Annotated in this window: 15 protein-coding genes; 9 read left to right on the top strand and 6 right to left on the bottom strand. The window is 74.2% G+C overall.

Going from position 1 to position 17577, the window contains the following annotated elements; all coding sequences use genetic code 11:
- The first annotated feature begins 73 nt into the window (after positions 1-73).
- Positions 74-2011: a 2-oxoacid:acceptor oxidoreductase subunit alpha gene (locus ACIP5O_RS12500; protein WP_401292019.1), complete on the top strand. Its 1938-nt coding sequence runs from the start codon at positions 74-76 to the stop codon at positions 2009-2011.
- Positions 2004-3065 (top strand): 2-oxoacid:ferredoxin oxidoreductase subunit beta, encoded by a 1062-nt coding sequence (locus ACIP5O_RS12495; protein WP_401292016.1) that lies wholly within the window; start codon positions 2004-2006, stop codon positions 3063-3065. The genes ACIP5O_RS12500 and ACIP5O_RS12495 overlap by 8 nt, the downstream gene beginning before the upstream one ends.
- Before the next feature lie 76 nt (positions 3066-3141).
- Here ACIP5O_RS12495 and ACIP5O_RS12490 read toward each other — a convergent pair whose 3' ends face one another.
- The 4 genes from ACIP5O_RS12490 to ACIP5O_RS12475 all read right to left on the bottom strand — a co-directional run bounded on the left by ACIP5O_RS12490 (position 3142) and on the right by ACIP5O_RS12475 (position 9491).
- A complete protein-coding gene (locus tag ACIP5O_RS12490) occupies positions 3142-5349 on the bottom strand; it encodes a bifunctional serine/threonine-protein kinase/ABC transporter substrate-binding protein (RefSeq protein ID WP_401292013.1) in 2208 nt (735 codons plus the stop codon).
- Between the two features lie 6 nt (positions 5350-5355).
- Positions 5356-7533 (bottom strand): bifunctional serine/threonine-protein kinase/ABC transporter substrate-binding protein, encoded by a 2178-nt coding sequence (locus tag ACIP5O_RS12485; RefSeq protein ID WP_401292690.1) that lies wholly within the window; start codon positions 7531-7533, stop codon positions 5356-5358.
- Between the two features lie 590 nt (positions 7534-8123).
- Positions 8124-8990, bottom strand: a complete 867-nt coding sequence (locus tag ACIP5O_RS12480) for a hypothetical protein (RefSeq protein ID WP_401292011.1) — start codon at positions 8988-8990, stop codon at positions 8124-8126.
- 84 nt (positions 8991-9074) lie between these two features.
- The gene (locus ACIP5O_RS12475; RefSeq protein WP_401292008.1) at positions 9075-9491 is read right to left on the bottom strand and encodes a winged helix-turn-helix transcriptional regulator; all 417 of its coding nucleotides are present in this window, start codon (positions 9489-9491) and stop codon (positions 9075-9077) included.
- A gap of 101 nt (positions 9492-9592) precedes the next feature.
- On the opposite strand from ACIP5O_RS12475, the gene ACIP5O_RS12470 reads away from it, so the two are divergent.
- The 5 genes from ACIP5O_RS12470 to ACIP5O_RS12450 all read left to right on the top strand — a co-directional run bounded on the left by ACIP5O_RS12470 (position 9593) and on the right by ACIP5O_RS12450 (position 13842).
- A complete protein-coding gene (locus tag ACIP5O_RS12470) occupies positions 9593-10477 on the top strand; it encodes an NmrA family NAD(P)-binding protein (RefSeq protein WP_401292005.1) in 885 nt (294 codons plus the stop codon).
- A gap of 188 nt (positions 10478-10665) precedes the next feature.
- A complete protein-coding gene (rarD, locus tag ACIP5O_RS12465; protein WP_401292003.1) occupies positions 10666-11712 on the top strand; it encodes an EamA family transporter RarD in 1047 nt (348 codons plus the stop codon).
- A gap of 124 nt (positions 11713-11836) precedes the next feature.
- Complete coding sequence (locus ACIP5O_RS12460; protein ID WP_401292000.1) at positions 11837-12667, top strand: nucleotidyltransferase domain-containing protein; 831 nt, start codon at positions 11837-11839, stop codon at positions 12665-12667.
- Positions 12668-12708: 41 nt separating this feature from the next.
- The gene (locus tag ACIP5O_RS12455) at positions 12709-13320 is read left to right on the top strand and encodes a DUF4291 domain-containing protein (RefSeq protein WP_401291997.1); all 612 of its coding nucleotides are present in this window, start codon (positions 12709-12711) and stop codon (positions 13318-13320) included.
- Between the two features lie 54 nt (positions 13321-13374).
- The gene (locus ACIP5O_RS12450; protein WP_401291995.1) at positions 13375-13842 is read left to right on the top strand and encodes a VOC family protein; all 468 of its coding nucleotides are present in this window, start codon (positions 13375-13377) and stop codon (positions 13840-13842) included.
- Here ACIP5O_RS12450 and ACIP5O_RS12445 read toward each other — a convergent pair.
- Entirely contained in the window at positions 13802-14587 is a 786-nt protein-coding gene (locus ACIP5O_RS12445; RefSeq protein ID WP_401291992.1) for a helix-turn-helix domain-containing protein, read from the bottom strand. The two genes, ACIP5O_RS12450 and ACIP5O_RS12445, sit on opposite strands and share 41 nt — an antisense overlap.
- A gap of 129 nt (positions 14588-14716) precedes the next feature.
- Here ACIP5O_RS12445 and ACIP5O_RS12440 point away from each other — a divergent pair, with 129 nt between their 5' ends.
- Positions 14717-15682, top strand: a complete 966-nt coding sequence (locus ACIP5O_RS12440; RefSeq protein ID WP_401291989.1) for an LLM class flavin-dependent oxidoreductase — start codon at positions 14717-14719, stop codon at positions 15680-15682.
- 5 nt (positions 15683-15687) lie between these two features.
- Here ACIP5O_RS12440 and ACIP5O_RS12435 read toward each other — a convergent pair whose 3' ends face one another.
- Entirely contained in the window at positions 15688-16197 is a 510-nt protein-coding gene (locus ACIP5O_RS12435; protein ID WP_401291986.1) for a DUF1203 domain-containing protein, read from the bottom strand.
- Between the two features lie 322 nt (positions 16198-16519).
- Here ACIP5O_RS12435 and ACIP5O_RS12430 point away from each other — a divergent pair.
- Positions 16520-17577, top strand: a 1058-nt coding sequence (locus ACIP5O_RS12430) for a M28 family metallopeptidase (RefSeq protein WP_401291983.1), incomplete at its 3' end; no start/stop codon positions are given.

The following is a 17577-nucleotide window of genomic DNA, read 5'->3' as shown; positions in this document are numbered from 1 at the left end:
TCGGCCGACCGCGCCCCGAGCTCCTCCCCGCCTCCGGCGGAGAGTCCCCTTGCCACGAGGGAGGTCCAGTTCAGTGACCAGCCAGGTCAGCAGCGAGGCCGGTGAGGCCCTGCTCGGGGAGCAGAGAGGCGCCCCGGCCGCGTCCCAGGACGGCAGCGCGAAGGAGGTCCGGCGCCTCGATCGGGTGATCATCCGCTTCGCGGGCGACTCGGGCGACGGCATGCAGCTCACGGGTGACCGGTTCACCTCGGAGACGGCGTCCTTCGGGAACGACCTGTCGACGCTGCCGAACTTCCCGGCCGAGATCCGGGCGCCCGCCGGGACGCTGCCGGGCGTGTCCTCGTTCCAGCTCCACTTCGCCGACCACGACATCCTCACCCCGGGCGACGCGCCGAACGTACTGGTCGCGATGAACCCGGCGGCGCTGAAGGCGAACATCGCCGACGTGCCGCGCGGCGGCGAGGTCATCGTCAACACCGACGAGTTCGCCAAGCGGGCGATGGCGAAGGTCGGCTACGCGGTCTCGCCGCTGGAGGACGGCTCCCTGGAGGGCTACCGGGTGCATCCGGTGCCGCTGACGACGCTGACCCTGGAGGCGCTGAAGGACTTCGGCCTGCCCCGCAAGGAGGCCGAGCGGTCGAAGAACATGTTCGCGCTCGGGCTGCTGTCCTGGATGTACCACCGGCCGACCGAGGGCACCGAGGCGTTCCTGCGCCGCAAGTTCGCGAGGAAGCCGCAGATCGCCGAGGCGAACGTGGCCGCGTTCCGGGCCGGCTGGAACTTCGGGGAGACCACCGAGGACTTCGCCGTCTCCTACGAGGTCGCCCCCGCGACCCGCGCCTTCCCCACGGGCACGTACCGCAACATCTCGGGGAACCTGGCCCTGTCGTACGGCCTGGTCGCCGCCGCCCGCCGGGCCGACCTGCCGCTCTACCTCGGCTCGTACCCGATCACCCCGGCCTCCGACATCCTGCACGAGCTGTCGAAGCACAAGAACTTCGGCGTGCGGACCTTCCAGGCCGAGGACGAGATCGCCGGGATCGGCGCCGCGCTCGGCGCGGCCTTCGGCGGCTCGCTCGCCGTCACCACCACCTCCGGCCCCGGGGTGGCGCTCAAGTCGGAGACGATCGGCCTGGCCGTCTCCCTGGAGCTGCCGCTGCTGATCGTCGACATCCAGCGCGGCGGCCCGTCGACCGGCCTGCCGACCAAGACCGAGCAGGCCGACCTGCTCCAGGCGATGTACGGGCGCAACGGCGAGGCGCCCGTGCCGGTCGTCGCGCCGCAGACGCCCGCCGACTGCTTCGACGCGGCGCTCGAAGCGGCCCGGATCGCCCTGACGTACCGCACGCCGGTCTTCCTGCTCTCCGACGGCTACCTCGCCAACGGCTCCGAGCCGTGGCGGATCCCCGACACCGGCGAGCTGCCCGACCTGCGGACCGCGTTCGCCACCGGCCCCAACCACACCCTGGGCGACGGCACCGACGTCTTCTGGCCCTACAAGCGCGACCCCGAGACCCTCGCCCGGCCGTGGGCCGTGCCCGGCACGCCCGGACTCGAACACCGCATCGGCGGCATCGAGAAGCAGGACGGCACGGGGAACATCTCCTACGACCCGGCCAACCACGACTTCATGGTCCGCGTCCGCCAGGCCAAGGTCGACGGCGTCGACGTGCCCGACGTCGAGGTCGACGACCCGGACGGCGCGCGCACCCTGGTCCTCGGCTGGGGCTCCACCTACGGGCCGATCACCGCCGCCGTGCGGCGCGTCCGCCGCGAGGGCGGCCACGTCGCCCAGGCCCACCTGCGCCACCTGAACCCCTTCCCGAAGAACCTCGGCGAGGTGCTGAAGCGGTACGAGACGGTCGTCGTCCCCGAGATGAACCTCGGCCAGCTCGCCACCCTGCTCCGGGCGGCGTACCTGGTCGACGCGCGCAGCCACACCCAGGTCAACGGCATGCCGTTCAAGGCCGAGCAGCTCGCCGCCGTCCTCAAGGAGGCCATCGATGCCTGAGTCCGCCGAGTCGCTCCTGCACCTGGTGCCGAAGGCCGAGGCCGTCCAGTCGATGAAGGACTTCAAGTCCGACCAGGAAGTGCGCTGGTGCCCCGGCTGCGGCGACTACGCCGTCCTGGCCGCCGTCCAGGGCTTCATGCCCGAACTCGGCCTGGCCAGGGAGAACATCGTCTTCGTCTCCGGCATCGGCTGCTCCTCCCGCTTCCCGTACTACATGAACACCTACGGGATGCACTCCATCCACGGCCGGGCCCCCGCCATCGCCACCGGTCTGGCCACCTCGCGCCGCGACCTGTCGGTCTGGGTGGTCACCGGCGACGGCGACGCGCTGTCCATCGGGGGCAACCACCTCATCCACGCCCTGCGCCGCAACGTCAACCTCAAGATCCTGCTCTTCAACAACCGGATCTACGGCCTGACCAAGGGCCAGTACTCCCCCACCTCCGAGGTCGGCAAGATCACCAAGTCGACCCCGATGGGCTCCCTGGACGCGCCCTTCAACCCGGTCTCGCTGGCGCTCGGCGCGGAGGCGTCCTTCGTGGCCCGCACGGTCGACTCCGACCGCAAGCACCTCACCGAGGTCCTGCGGCAGGCCGCCGACCACAACGGCACGGCCCTGGTGGAGATCTACCAGAACTGCAACATCTTCAACGACGGGGCCTTCGACGTCCTGAAGGACAAGGACCGGGCCCAGGAGGCGGTGATCCGGCTGGAGCACGGGCAGCCGATCCGCTTCGGCGCCGACCTCGCCAAGGGGGTCGTGCGGAACGCGGCCACCGGTGACCTGGAGGTCGTCGACGTGACGCCCGCGAACGAGGGCGAGATCCTCGTCCACGACGCCCGTGCCACCACCCCCACCACCGCCTTCGCGCTCTCCCGCCTCGCCGACCCCGACACCCTCCACCGGACCCCCGTCGGGGTCTTCCGGTCGGTGGAGCGGCCGGTCTACGACACGCTCATGGCGGAGCAGCTCGACGCGGCCGTGGAGCGGCAGGGCAAGGGCGACCTCGCCCAGCTCCTCACCGGCAACGACACTTGGACCGTCGTCGGCTGACGCGACGGCGCGGAGAGGGAGGGCGGGTCCCCACGGACCCGCCCTCCCTCATGTCCTCCCCCTCATGTCCTCCCCCTCACGTCTTCCCCGTCCTCTTCGCCTCCGCCACCGCCGCGTCCGCGAACTCCCCCAGGAAGTACGGCTTCCCGTCCTTCACCTTCCAGAGGAAGAGCCCGACGAGGTTCGCGACGACGCTCTCCCTGCCGTCCGAGGAGTACGTCTTGGCGAGGCCCTTGTACGGGGTCTGGCGCAGGTCGTTCGCCACTCCGGACGCCACCGACTCGGAGTGGTTCCCGACCGTCGTGCCCAGCGCCCGGAGCGTCCAGTTGACGACGTCGTACGCCTCCGTGGCGTACGGCTCGACGGGGGTGGTGCCGGGCAGTCCCCAGCGCTTCCGGTACGCGGCGGTGAAGTCCTTCGCCGCCGGGAGGCCGTCCGGGTCGACGTGGCCCGTGCCGAAGTACCAGCCCTCGGCCGCCGGGCCCGCGAGGTCGAGGAACTCCCGGGTGAAGGGCTGTTCGACGCTGCCGCAGGGCCCCCGGAAGCCCCGGTCGCGCAGGGCCTTCGCGCAGAGGGCGGCCCGGCGCGGCGAGACCCCCACGTACATCACGGCCTGCGGGTCCGTCGCGAGGGCGGCCCGTACGGCGGAGGCGAAGTCCTCGCTGTCCGCCTCGACCGGGTGGGCGGTCACCGTCCCGCCCTTGGACTGCGAGGGCGGGGTCTGCTTGAGGCTCTTGATCGCGAACCAGGTGGACCGGCCGCCGTCGCGGTCCTCCACGAGGGCGGTCCGGACGATCCCGCGCTCGGAGAGGTAGCGCACGAACGGGACGATCATCGTGTCCGGGGAGGGGCGGGGCTCGAAGTAGGTGCGCTTGGTGGTCTGGCCCTCCACCGTGGTGCCGTTCGGGACGGCGGCGAGGACGCTCACCAGGGGGACGGAGCGGTCGACGAGCTCGGCCACGGCGGCGACCACGCTCGGGGCGGTCGTCGGGCCGACGACGCCGACGAGCCCCTCGTCCTTGAGCAGGGTGCGGGCGGCGGTCGTGGCGCGCTTTCCGTCCCCGCCGTCGTCCACGACCCGCAGGGTCACGTCGAAGGTCCGGTCCGGGCGGGCGTTGAAGGTCTCCACGGCCAGCCGGGCGCCGCGCTCCTGCGCCCGCCCGGCCTCCTCGGTGGGGCCGCTCAGATCGGTGAGGACGCCGATCGTGTACGCGGGGAGCGCGGCGCCCCCGCCCGTTCCCGCCCCCGTGCCCTTCCCGGCGGGGCCGCGGCCGAGGAGCCAGGCGGTCAGGCCGCCCGCTCCGGCGACGGCCGCCGCCGAGCCGGCCGCCAGGACGCGGCGGCGCGAGACCCCGGCGGGGGGTTCGGGGGCCGCGAGCACGGTCGGTTCGGGGACCGGCAGGTCGAGGACGCGGGAGGACCGCCGGGCGATGAGCGCGGGCAGGCCGGGCGGCAGCCAGTCCCCCGCCGGGCCCCCGGCCTCCCCGAGGGCGGCCCTCACCTCCGTGGCCGTGGGGCGGGCCGCCGGGTCCTTGGCCAGGCAGGCCGCGACCAGCGGCAGGATCGTGTCCGGGACCTCGCGGAGGTCCGGCTCCTCGTGGACGGTGCGGTAGACGACGGCGGCCACCGCGCCCGTACCGAAGGGGCGTTCGCCGGTGAGGGCGTACGCGAGGACGCAGCCGAGCGCGAAGACGTCGGCGGCCGGGCCGACCTCGTCCGCGACGCCGACGCGGGCCTGTTCGGGGGCGAGGAAGCCGGGGGTGCCGATCATCGCGTCCGTGGCGGTCAGGGCGGTGGCCCCGGCGGACCGGGCGATGCCGAAGTCGATGAGGCGCGGCCCGTCGAGGGCGAGGAGGACGTTCCCCGGCTTCACGTCCCGGTGGACGAGCCCCGCCGCGTGCACGTCGGCGAGCGCGTCCGCGAGCCGGGCGCCCAGGGCCCGCACGGTCGGTTCGGGCAGGGCGCCGTGCAGGGCGACGGCCTCGGCGAGCGAGGGGCCGGGGACGAACTCGGTCGCCAGCCAGGGTTCCCGGGCCTCCGGGTCGGCGCCGAGGACGCGGACCACCCAGCGGCCGGTGATCCGCCCGGCGGTCCGGGTCTCGCGGCGGAACCGCTCCCGGAAGCCGGGATCGGCGGCGTGCTCGGCGCGGACGATCTTGAGCGCGGCGAGCGTCCCGCCGGGGGTGCGGACGAGGTAGACCACGCCCATGCCGCCGGCGCCGAGGCGGCCGAGGAGCCGGTGGCCGGCGATCGAGGACGGGTCGGCCCTGCGGAGCGGCTGCACGGGCGGTCAGCTCTTCCGCAGGTTGGCGGGCACGGCGGGCGCGGCCCCGATCGACGTGTAGGCGCCGTTCTGCACGCCGTACACGAACGTGCCGACGCCGCTGAGGTCGCCGTACTCGTCGAAGGAGTACCCGCCCATGACGCCGGTGTACTTCTTGGCCCGGAGCTGCGCCCAGAGGCCCTTGCGGGCCGGGGTCCTGCCCGCCTTCGCGTTCCGGGCGAGCTGGTCGAGGACCATGTTCACGACGTCGTACGACTCGCCCGTGTAGTACGCGGGAGGGGCGCCGTAGCGCTTGCGGTGCGCGGCGACGAACCCGGCGGTCCTCTCCCGGTCCGCGGCCTTGATCTTGGTGTCCTTCTCTCGGGCCAGGGGGTCGAGGACGGGCACGCCGAAGAACCAGTTCTCGGCGGCGGGTCCGGCCTCCTTCAGGAAGGCGGGGCCGAAGGCGTGCTGGCCGACGAACCGGGGTCCGGTGAAGCCGAGTTCGGCGAGGGCGCGGGCGGCGAGGACGGCGGTCTCGCGGACCCCGCAGTGGACGTACGCGTCCATGCCGGCGTCGATCATCCCGCCGAGGATCCCGCGGTAGTCCCGCGCGTGGGCGGGGACGACCCGGTAGTGCGGGGTGATCTTGGCCTGTCCGAAGCCGAACTGGACGCCGCGCACGAGCAGCCAGCTGTACTGGTCGTCCGTGCGCTCCTGGAGGACCCCGGGCTTGCGGACGGCGGGCAGGAGCGTGACGGCGAACGCGAGGTACGCGCCGCCCATGAGGTGGCTGGGCATGGCCCGCAGCACCGTGGCGTTGGGCGGGCTCTCCTCGTCCCGCCGGGTGAACAGGTTGAATCCGGCGGAGGTGGTGAGCAGCGGGAGGCCGGACTCCTCGAAGGCGGGGAGCGCGGCCTGTCCGGTGTCGTCGGAGGTGGGGCCGAGGACGGCGACGACGCCGGGGTCGGTGGTGAGCCTGCGGGCCGCTTCGAGGGCGGCGTTCCGGTCGCCCCGGTCGTCGGAGACCTTGAGTTCGAGGGTGAACGGCTTGTTCTTCCGGGCGTTGAACTGCTCGACGGCGAGGCGGGCGCCGCGCTCCTGGGCCCGCCCGGTCTCCCCGGCGGGGCCGGAGAGGTCGGCGAGGACGCCGATCTTCCAGGTGGTGCGGGGCGGGGCGGCCTTGCCGTCGCCCTTCCTGCCGTCCTCGCCCCCGAGGGCCGACCGGACGGCGAGGGCTCCGCCGCCGGCGGCGAGGACGGCGGCGCCGGAGGCGAGGAGCAGGAAGCCGCGCCTGCTGCGCTTCGGCGGCTCCGCCGCCCCCGCGCCGGACGCGGTCGCGTCGATCTCGGGCAGGGCGAGCATCCGGGCGGAGCGCTCGGCGATGGTCCGCACGACGGGGGCGGGCAGCCACTCGGCGGCGGCGCCGGGGGTGTCCTCGACGAGCCGTACGCCGATCTCCGCGGCGGTCGGCCGGTCGGCGGGGTCCTTGGCGAGGCAGGCCCGGACGAGGTCGAGCAGCCCCTCGGGCACGCCGGTGAGGTCGGGCGCGTCGTGGACGGTCCGGTAGAGGAGGGCGTCCGGGGTGCCGGTGCCGAAGGGCGGGCGTCCGGTCGCCGCGTACGCGAGGAGGCAGCCGAGGGCGAAGACGTCGGCGGCGGGGCCGACGGCGTCGGCGCGGGCCTCGGCCTGCTCGGGGGCGAGGAAGCCGGGGGTGCCGACGACCATGTCGGTGGCGGTGAGGGCGGTCTCGCCGGTGGCGCGGGCGATGCCGAAGTCGATGAGCCGGGGGCCGTCGACGGCGAGCAGGACGTTGCCCGGTTTGACGTCCCGGTGGACGAGCCCGGCCGCGTGCACGGCGGCGAGGGCGCGGGCGACGGCCCAGCCGAGGAGCCGGACGCTCCGCTCGGGCAGTGCCCCGTGCGCGGTGACGGCCTCGCCGAGGGAGGGCCCGGCGACGAAGGCGGTGGCCATCCACGGTTCGGGGGCGTCCGGGTCGGCGCCGGTGACGGGGACGGCCCAGGGGCTGGAGACCCGCCGCGCGGCCTCGACCTCCCGCCGGAACCGGGCCCGGAAGTCGGGCTGGTCGGCCTGGTCGGCGTGGGTGACCTTGACGGCGGCGAGCTCGCCGTTGGCCGTGCGGCCCAGGTAGACGACGCCCATGCCGCCGGCCCCGAGCCGCCCGAGCAGCCGGTAACCGGCGATGACGGAGGGATCGGAGGGGAGGAGGGGGTGGAGGTCACCGGGGTGGGGACGGGGGGGTGCTGCTGGGGGGCGGGGGGCTTCGACCGGGGAGTGGGGGGGCTCGGCCGGGGGGCGGGGTGGGGTCCCTGCGGGGGTCCCTGCGGGAGGCTGGGGAGGGAACGGGGACGGGTTCTCCGCCGGAGGCCGGGGCGGGCTCCCTGCCGGGGGCCGGGGCGGGAACGGGGGCTCGTCCGGGGCCTGTCGGGGCAGTTGCGGGGTCCCTGCCGGGGGCGGGTTCTCCGCCGGAGGCTCGGCCGGGGACGGGTTCTCCACCGGAGGCTCGGCCGGGGGCCGGGAGTCCGCGTGCCCGGCTCCGGGCGAGTTCCGGCGGCCGGCGGCGGACCGGGCCGGCGGGGTCGGCAGGGGGCCGATCCGGGGGTCGCGCGGCGGCTGGGGCCCGGCCCCGTTCCCCGGCTCCCGACCGTCCACCGGCTCCCGACCGTTCCCCGGCTCCTGACCGTTCCCCGGCTCCCGACCGTTCCCCGGCTCCTGACCGTTCCCCGGCTCCCGGCCGTCCACCGGCTCCCGGCCGTCTCTCGGGTTCACGGGGCTCATGACTGGACCTCCAGCTCGTCCTTGACGCGTTCGAGCATGGTGACGAGGGCCTGGACCTGGGCGGTGACGGTGCCGACCGTCGTGCCGGTCGCCTGCTCGCTGTAGCCCGGGGCCCCCTTGACGACGGTGGCGACGGTGACCTGGCCGATCCGCGACTGGTACCAGCCGTAGAACTGCTTCCCGGGGACCGCGTCGCTGTAGTAGCCGCCGCGCTCGCCGAGGGAGTCGGTGGCGGTGTAGTTGCCGCCGAGGCCGAAGGGGTTGCCGAGGGAGATGAGCCCCTCGATGCGCTCGCCGTCGCGCAGCCTCTGGTTCGGGCAGCGGAGCGCCTCCTCCAGGGTCTCGGCCATCTCCCAGTCGGCGTCGTCCTCGGTGCGGTGCACGGTGACGGTGGCGGCGACCCGGAGGGTCCCCCGGCCGTCGGCGGCGGGGACCTCGCTGTAGGCGGTGACGCTGGAGAGGACGTCGGAGGGCCGGTTGCCGGTCTCCCAGGAGCAGCCGTCCCCGAGCACGGGCCAGTAGTCGGGGCCGCTGAGGTACGGGGTGCGCTTCACGTACTCCGGGCCCCAGGCGTCGGGCCCGGCGACGACGGCGAGGGCGATCCGCCTGGCGTCGGCGGCGTTCTTCGGCACCCGCTCCGGGTCGGGGGTGAAGTCCAGGGCGGTCGGCGTGGGGGCGGGCGTGGGGTCCGGAGCGGCCGTGGCCGTACCGCTCGGGGCCGGCGCCCCGCTCGTACTCCCCTTGCCGCCGGGTTTCGCCCCGTCGTCGCGGTCGTCGCCGCCGTCCGCGCACCCGGTCGCGATGAGCCCGCCCACCAGCACGGCGCAGCAGGCGCGCAGCAGTCTTCGGTCCCCGTACGCCACAGTTCCCCCACGGTCCCTACACGGATTGCCCGAACGGCGATCAGATCGTACGACCTGCCGGGTCAACCCACCGTGGCTACAACCTCATTGGGACAGAGCGGTGGCACTCTCGCGACGCGCCTCGTCGTACCGCTCGCGGGCCTCCTGGACGGCGGCGACCCGCTGCTCGCTCCAGTGGGCGAGCGCCCAGACCTGGCGGGCGGCCTCGGTGCCGAGCGGGGTGAGGGCGTAGTCGACGCGGGGCGGGATGACGGGTTTGGCGTCGCGGTGGACGAAGCCGTCGCGCTCCAGCGTCCGGAGCGTCTGGGCCAGCATCTTCTCGCTGACGTTCCCGATGCGGCGGCGCAGTTCGCTGAAGCGGTACGGCCGCTCCAGGAGGGACGCCATGACGAGGACGCCCCAGCGGCTGGTGACGTGCTCCAGGACGGCCCGCGAGGGGCACATCGGTTCGAAGACGTCGGGCAGCGGAGCCATCGCGCTCACCTCTTCACTTACCTCCATGCCAGTACCTTACTTCAAAGTGGGCACTTCCGAAAAGTTAGTGCGGGTCCTACGGTGAGTACAAGTTCAACGTTCACACACCCCACGCGTAAGGAAGCACCATGAGCATCGTCGTCACCGGAGCCACCGGACAGCTCGGCCGCCTCGTCGTCGACGCCCTCCTCTCCGCGGTCCCCGCCGAGGGCGCCGCCCCCGCCGGGCGGATCGTCGCCGTCGTCCGCGACAAGGAGAAGGCCGCGGACCTGGCCGAGCGCGGGGTCGAGCTGCGGATCGCCGACTACGGCCGCCCCGAGACCCTGGCGGACGCCTTCGAGGCCGGCGACCGGGTGCTCCTGATCTCCGGCAGCGAGGTCGGCCGGCGCGTCGCGCAGCACGCCGCCGTGATCGACGCGGCGAAGGCGGCGGGCGTGGCCCAGCTCGCGTACACCGGCGTCCTCGGCGGCGACGACGCCGACTTCGAGCTGGCCGCCGAGCACAAGGAGACCGAGCGCCTGATCCTCGCCTCCGGCCTGCCGTACACCCTCCTCCGCAACGGCTGGTACAGCGAGAACTACACCGCCAACCTGGCCCCCGTCCTCGCCCACGGCGCCGTCGTCTCCAACGCCGGCGAGGGCCGGATCGCCTCCGCCTCCCGCGCCGACTACGCCGCCGCCGCGGCCGCCGTCCTGACCGGCCCGGCCGAGGAGCACCTGAACGAGACGTACGAGCTGAGCGGCGACACCGCCTGGTCCTTCGCCGAGTACGCGGCCGAGGTCGCCGCCCGGTCCGGCCGAGAGGTCGTCTACACCCCCGTCTCCGCCGAGGCCCACCTGGAGATCCTCACCGGCGCCGGGCTCCCGCGCCCCTTCGCCGAGATCCTGGTCGACGTCGACCGGGCCGCCGAGCACGGCGCGCTCGCCCTGCGGACCGGCGACCTGACCCGGCTGATCGGCCGCCCGACCACCCCGGTCGGCGTCTCGATCCAGGAAGCGCTCGACGCCTCCTGACGACCGCCGGGCCGCCATGCCCGTACCGCAGGGCCGTCACGGCCGTACCGCCAAGCCCTCATGCCCGTACCGCCGGACCGCCGGACCGTCATGACCGTATAGCGGTACGGGCATGACAACCCGCCCCGTGCGGCGCTACCGTCGTCGGAGCGGCCGACAGGACGGCGCGGCACAGGGCGGGAGGTCCGGTGAAGACGGAGAACGAGGGACGAGCAGGCCTGCTCTACGGGATCGGCGCCTACGGCATGTGGGGCCTGGTCCCCCTCTTCTGGCCGCTACTCAAGCCCGCCGGGGCGATCGAGATCCTCGCCCACCGGATGGCGTGGTCCCTGGTCTTCGTGGGGCTCGCCCTGCTCGTCCTGCGCCGCTGGGGCTGGGTGCGGGAGCTGGCGCGCAGCCCGCGCAAGCTCGGTCTGATCACCCTCGCCGCCACCGTCATCACCGTGAACTGGGGCCTCTACATCTGGTCCGTGAACTCGGGCCACGTCGTCGAGGCCTCCCTCGGCTACTTCATCAACCCGCTCGTCACCATCACCCTCGGCGTCCTCGTCCTCCAGGAGCGGCTGCGCCCGGCGCAGTGGGCGGCGGTCGGGATCGGCTTCGCGGCCGTGCTCGTCCTCGCGATCGGGTACGGGCAGCCGCCGTGGATCTCGCTCGTCCTCGCCTTCTCCTTCGCGCTCTACGGCCTGGTGAAGAAGAAGGTGAACATCGGGGGTCTGGAGTCGCTGGCCGCCGAGACCGCCGTCCAGTTCCTGCCCGCCCTCGCGTACCTGGTCTGGCTGGGCAGCCGGGGCACCCTGGCGTTCGGCGCGCACGGCGCCGGCCACACCGCGCTGCTCGTCGCCACCGGCCTGGTGACGGCGGTGCCGCTGGTCTGCTTCGGCGCGGCGGCGATCCGCGTCCCGCTGTCGACGCTCGGCCTCCTCCAGTACCTCGCGCCGACCTTCCAGTTCCTCCTCGGGATCCTCTACTTCCACGAGGCGATGCCGCCGGAGCGCTGGGCGGGCTTCTCCCTCGTCTGGCTCGCCCTGACGATCCTCACCTGGGACGCGCTGCGGACGAACCGGCGCAGCCGGGCGGCGATCGCGGCGGCGACGGCGGCGGGAGCGGGAGCGGCCGGGACGGCGGGGACGGCGGGGACCCCGGAACCGGTCGAGGGCGCGGGGTCGGTCGAGGACGCGGGATCGGTCGAGGGCGCCGGGTCGGTCCGGGCCACGCCCACGAACGGACGCTGACCGGACGCCGACCGGGTGCCGACCGGGCGCCGACCCGGCGCCGACCCCCTTCCGGCAGGTCCTCGGTCGGGGCGCTCCGACAATCCGGTTGCGGACGGTGACCGGCCTCCGCACAGTGGGCCGGATGGAACGCTTGACGGAGATCGCCGACCGCCTGTCCGAGATCGAGGGGGTCGTCGGGGTCTGCCTGGGCGGCAGCCGGGCGCGGGGGGCGCACTCCCCCGACTCGGACTTCGACCTGGGCCTGTACTACCGGTCGGCGCCGGACACCGACGCCCTGCGCCTGCTGGCGGCCGAGCTGACCGGTGGCCCCGGGGAGGTGTCCGAGCCGGGCGGCTGGGGGCCGTGGGTGGACGGCGGCGGCTGGCTGACCGTCGACGGCCACCGGATGGACTGGATCTACCGCGACCTGGACCGGGTGCGGCGCGTCCGGGAGGAGTGCGAGGAGGGCCGCTTCGAGATCGGCACCCAGCCCGGTCACCCCCTGGGCTTCTACTCCCCCTCCTACGTGGGCGAGTTGGCGCTCGGCCGCGTCCTGGCCGATCCGACCGGCGAGCTGCGGGCCCTCCAGGAGCGGGTCCGCCCCTACCCGGACGCGCTGCGCGCGGCGCTCGTCGAGAACGCGCGCTGGGAGGCGCCGTTCACCCTGGCCTGCGCCCGGAAGGGAGCGGCCCGCGGGGACGCCTTCTACGTGGCGGGCTGCCTCTTCCGCGCGGTCGGCCTCCTCGTGCACGCCCTGCACGCGCACGCGGGGAGCTGGGTCCTGAACGAGAAGGGGGCGGTGCGGGAGGCGGGCGAGCTGCCGGCCGGCCCGCCGGACTTCGCGGACCGGGCCCACCGGCTTTTCTCCGCCCCCGGTACGGACCCGGCCTCCCTGGCGGCGGCCCTGGACGAGGCGGACGCCCTGACCGCCGAGGTGTGCGGGGCGCTCGCGGACCGCCCGGCCCCGGAATAACCGGTGGTGGGGAGCGGGGACCCGCCCCCACCCTGAACCCCATGGAAGAACCGAAGTACCGGATCCGTGCGCTCCACACCGGGCGCACGGTCACCGTCTACCAGGCGTACGCGCCCGCGATCGGGCTTCCGGCGGCGCGGGAGGGCCGGTTTCCGGCCGTCTGGAAGCGGGACCGGATGACGTGGATCAAGCCGTCGTTCCTGTGGATGATGTACCGCTCGGGCTGGGGCCTGAAGGAGGGGCAGGAGACCGTCCTCGCCGTGGAGATCACCCGCGAGGGCTTCGAGTGGGCCCTGCGGAACGCCTGCCTCTCCCACTACGCGCACGGCTTCCACCCCGACCAGGAGGCGTGGAAGCGGCAGTTGCGGGAGTCCCCGGCCCGGGTCCAGTGGGACCCGGAGCGCGACCCGCACCTGAACCCCCTCCCGTACCGCTCGCTCCAGCTCGGTCTGGCGGGCGAGGCGTCCCGCCGGTACGCGGACGAGTGGACGGTGTCGATCACCGACGTGACCCCGCTCGCCCACCGCGTCCACGCCCTGGTCCGGGCCGGCGACGTGGACGGCGCCCGCGCGCTGCTGCCCCGGGAGGAGCCGTACCCGGAACCGGAGGGGCTCCTGGACCGCCTGCGGGTCGGACGGGACCGCCCGTCCTAGCGGAAAGAACCGTTCCGGTGGCACGGGCGGGGAGGGGACGTTACAACCGGTGCCATGAGACCCCTGCACTGGAAGCTCGTCGTCGACGCCACGGACCCGCACGCCCAGGCCGCCTTCTGGGCCGCCGCCCTGCGCTACCGGGAGGAGGACCACAGTCCGCTCGTGCGGCGGCTCCTCGGCATGGGGGCCGTGCCCGACGCGGTGACGACCACCGTGCACGGGGGCACGGAGGACGAGCGGCTCGGCTGGCGGGACCTCGCCGCCGTGCGGCACCCGGACGAGCCGTACGACGAGGACACCGACGCGGGCCTGGGCCACCGGATCCTCTTCCAGCGGGTCCCGGAGGCGAAGACCGTCAAGAACCGCGTCCACCTGGACCTCCACGCGGAGGAGGGCGCCCGGGACGAGGAGGTCGCCCGCCTGATCGGCCTCGGCGCGACGGTCCTGCGCGAGGTGGACGAGCCGTCGGGCTCGTGGGTGGTCATGGCGGATCCGGAGCGGAACGAGTTCTGCGTGCAGTAGCGGTGGTGCGGGAGGCCGCCGCGAGCAGCGCGTCCGCCGTCGCCCGGTCCGCCGGCAGGAACGCCTCCAGCTTCAGTTCGGCGAGCGTCACGTCCACGGCGGTGGCGAAGGTCGTCACGGTCGTCATCAGGCGCAGTTCGCCGTACGGGGTCCGCAGCCGGAGCGGCACCGCGAAGCCGAGGGCCCCGGCGGACGGCCCCGGTTCGGGGACGTACCCGGCCAGCTCGGCCCGCAGCTCCTCCAGGTGACCGAGGCGGGCCAGGACGTGGTGCGCCCACTCGGCGAGGTTGCCGACGCGGGGGGCGAGGCCGTCGGGGTGCAGCGCCAGGCGGTAGACGTTCGCGCCCGGCCCCACGAGGTCGGCGGCGGCGCCCTCGGTGATCAGGTCGAACGCGCTGTTCGCGGCGATCAGGTCCCCGTTGCGGTCCACGACGAGGGCCGGGTACGGCAGGTGTCCGCGCAGGACGTGATCGATCGCCGTGCGCACGGGCGCGAGTTCCGGGCCGTCGAGCGGGCTCTCGGGGTACACGGGCGCGTACCCGGCGGCGAGCAGCAGCTCGTTGCGCTCCCGCAGCGGCAGCTCCATCGACTCGGCCAGGCGCACCACCATGTTCCGGCCGGGAACGGACCTGCCGGACTCGATGAAGCTGAGGTGCCGCTGCGTGGTGCCCGCCCGCAGCGCCAGGTCGAGCTGGCTGAGACGGCGGCCGGTACGGCGTTCGCGGAGCGCACGGGGAAAGTCCACGGTCCCGTTGTACGGGCGGGGGCGGCTCGGGGCCATTCCCTGCGGGGAATCGAGCCCGCACGGACACGCCTCCGGGCCATTCCCCGGGGGGAATTGAGGCCCGCGCGCCCCGCCGTGAGCATCGCCGTCATGGACATCGGCGTACTGCTTCCGACCGGAGCCGCCCAGTGGGGCCCGGACGACGACCCCCGCGACCTGGTCGCCCTCGGCCGCCGGGCCGAACGCGCGGGCTTCTCCTCGCTCTTCGTCAACGACACCCTGATCGGCCCGCGCGTCGAGGCGCTCACGATGCTGGCGGCGCTCGCCCCGGCGACCGACGCCGTGACGCTCGGGACGGCCGCGCTGCTGCCGCACCTGCGCCGGCCGGTGCAGACCGCCCAGGCGCTGGCGTCGCTCGACCTGCTGTCCGGCGGCCGGCTCGCCGTGGCCGTCGGTGCCGGCTTCCCCGGCCGCTTCGGGCAGCCCCTCTACGCCCTGTCCGAGGTGCCGTGGGAGAGGCGCTTCGCCCGCCTGGACGAGACGGTCGCGCTGTGGCGGACCCTGTGGGGCGGCGGCGGTTCCTTCCACGGCGACTTCCTCCGCTTCACCGACGTACCGCCCATGACCAGGCCGTTCCGGCCCGGCGGCCCGCCCGTCTGGCTCGGCGGAGCGACCCCCGCCGCCCTGGCCCGCACCGGCCGGACGTACGACGGCTGGCTCCCCTATCCGCCCGATCCCGCCGACTACGCGACCGGCCTGCGGGCCGTCCGCGCGGCGGCGGCCGGAGCCGGACGCGCGCCCAGGGACGTCACGCCCGCCCTGTTCGTCTCGGTGCGGATCGACGACGGCCCGGACGCGGAGCCCGAGCACGGCCGCCGGGCGATGGACGCCTACGCGCGGGCCACGTACGGCATGCCGCTGGAGGACCTGGAGAAGGTCCAGGCCGTCGTCACCGGCTCGGCCGGCCGGGTGCGCGAGCGCCTGGAGGAGTACGTCGCGGCCGGCGCCCGGCACGTCGTCGCGCGCCTCGGCGCCCTGGACCTGCGCTCCCAGCACGACCAGCTGGAACGGCTCGCGGACCTGCTCCCGGCGGTGCGGGCGGCGGGCGCCCCGTAGGGGGATCAGGGGCGGCGGACCTCGAAGTGGAAGCAGCCGTACTCGACGGCCCGGACGTGGACCAGGGCCACGGCGGGGTCCTCGAAGGCCTCCGCGAGGGCCCGGTCGAAGCCGTCCGCGGGGTCCTCCGGGAGTTCCAGCAGCCGGCCGCCGACGATCCGGCCCTCCGCGTCGTACCGGCGGAGGGTGCGCAGGGCCCCGGGCCGCGCGAAGGGGTACTCCTCCGAGGGCGCGGGCCCGCCGCACTCCCCGGCGTGCACGAAGACGGGGCCCTGCTCGTCGTACGCGCCCGGTTCCGCCCCCGTCTCCGCCGCCCAGCGGCGCAGCGGGGCGTACGAGACGAGCGCGATCCGCTCGCCGGGGGCGGCGGGGCGCAGACAACAGCGGAGGGGCTCCCCGCCCCCGGTGGCCGGGTACGGCACACAGGGACGTCCGGCGTCGTCGACGACGCGCAGTGCGGCGAGGGCGGCGGGCGCGACGGCCCGGGGGACGTAAGAAGTCTCGGCGGTACGCATGGCTCCAGCGTCGCCCCTCCTCCGCCCTGCCCGCTGGCGGGATTCGGACGTGGCGGTCTCCCGAAACGGCCCTGCCGTCAAGGGAGTCGGACCGACGGGACACAGACACCCCCGTCCGCTGAGCGAACACCCCTGACCGGTTTCCGCTCTTGACGTGAACACATCCTGTCACTGAACATTCAGCACGCACAGTAGAACGCTCGTGCAACGGACAACTGAACACTCCGCACGCATTCGTACAGCTCCAACGCCTCGCGGCCTCCCACGCCCGGGGCGTCTCGCACGTTCCGTCCCATCCCCGTTCGGAATCCGGAGCCCCCACATGAACACCTCCGTGCCCAGACGCGTCACCGCGGTCGCCGCCCTCGCGGCGCTCGCGCTCGCCGGTCTCACCGGGACCAGTGCCACCGCCCGGCCCGCCGAGGCCGCCGGTGCCGCCGCCGCGCCCGACATCTCGCTCACCGCCGTCAAGCAGCACTTGACGGACCTCCAGTCCATCGCCACCGCCAACGGCGGCAACCGGGCCCACGGCCGCACCGGTTACAAGGCGTCGATCGACTTCGTGAAGGCGAAGCTGGACGCCGCCGGATACACCACCAGCCTGCAGACGTTCACCACCAGCGGCGCCACCGGCTACAACCTGATAGCCGACTGGCCGGGCGGTGACCCGAACCAGGTCCTGATGTCCGGTTCGCACCTCGACTCGGTGACCTCGGGCCCCGGCATCAACGACAACGGCTCCGGCTCCGCCGCGATCCTGGAGACCGCCCTCGCCGTCTCCCGCGCCGGCTACCAGCCCTCCAAGCACCTGCGGTTCGCCTGGTGGGGCGCCGAGGAGCTGGGCCTCGTCGGCTCCAAGTACTACGTCAACAACCTTCCGACGACCGAGCGTTCGAAGATCAAGGGCTACCTCAACTTCGACATGATCGGCTCGCCGAACCCGGGCTACTTCGTCTACGACGACGACCCGACGATCGAGAAGACCTTCAAGGACTACTACGCCGGCCTCGGCATCCAGACGGAGATCGAGACCGAGGGCGACGGCCGCTCCGACCACGCCCCGTTCAAGAACGTCGGCGTCCCGGTCGGCGGCCTGTTCAGCGGCGCCGACTACACCAAGACGTCGGCTCAGGCGCAGAAGTGGGGCGGCACCGCCGGCCAGGCGTTCGACCGCTGCTACCACTCCTCCTGCGACACCACCGCGAACATTAACGACACCGCCCTGGACCGCAACAGCGACGCCATCGCGCACGCGGTCTGGACGCTGTCCGCCGGCTCCACCACGCCGCCCACCGGCAAGGTCTTCGAGAACACCGCCGACGTGTCCGTCCCGGACAACGGCGCCGCGGTCACCTCGACGGTCAACGTCACCGGCGTCAC

Source organism: Streptomyces sp. NPDC088915 (genome assembly GCF_044749825.1).
GTDB lineage: Bacteria > Actinomycetota > Actinomycetes > Streptomycetales > Streptomycetaceae > Streptomyces.
The sequence above is the reverse complement of the archived record's forward strand: the minus strand, read 5'-3'. Positions and strand labels throughout refer to the sequence as shown.

Excerpts from the sequence above, each read along its gene's own strand:
- ACIP5O_RS12495 (WP_401292016.1), top strand. The coding sequence starts at position 2,004 with ATGCCTGAGTCCGCCGAGTCGCTCCTGCACCTGGTGCCGAAGGCCGAG.
- ACIP5O_RS12475 (WP_401292008.1), bottom strand. The coding sequence starts at position 9,491 with ATGGAGGTAAGTGAAGAGGTGAGCGCGATGGCTCCGCTGCCCGACGTC.
- ACIP5O_RS12470 (WP_401292005.1), top strand. The coding sequence starts at position 9,593 with ATGAGCATCGTCGTCACCGGAGCCACCGGACAGCTCGGCCGCCTCGTC.
- ACIP5O_RS12460 (WP_401292000.1), top strand. The coding sequence starts at position 11,837 with ATGGAACGCTTGACGGAGATCGCCGACCGCCTGTCCGAGATCGAGGGG.
- ACIP5O_RS12455 (WP_401291997.1), top strand. The coding sequence starts at position 12,709 with ATGGAAGAACCGAAGTACCGGATCCGTGCGCTCCACACCGGGCGCACG.
- ACIP5O_RS12450 (WP_401291995.1), top strand. The coding sequence starts at position 13,375 with ATGAGACCCCTGCACTGGAAGCTCGTCGTCGACGCCACGGACCCGCAC.
- ACIP5O_RS12440 (WP_401291989.1), top strand. The coding sequence starts at position 14,717 with ATGGACATCGGCGTACTGCTTCCGACCGGAGCCGCCCAGTGGGGCCCG.
- ACIP5O_RS12435 (WP_401291986.1), bottom strand. The coding sequence starts at position 16,197 with ATGCGTACCGCCGAGACTTCTTACGTCCCCCGGGCCGTCGCGCCCGCC.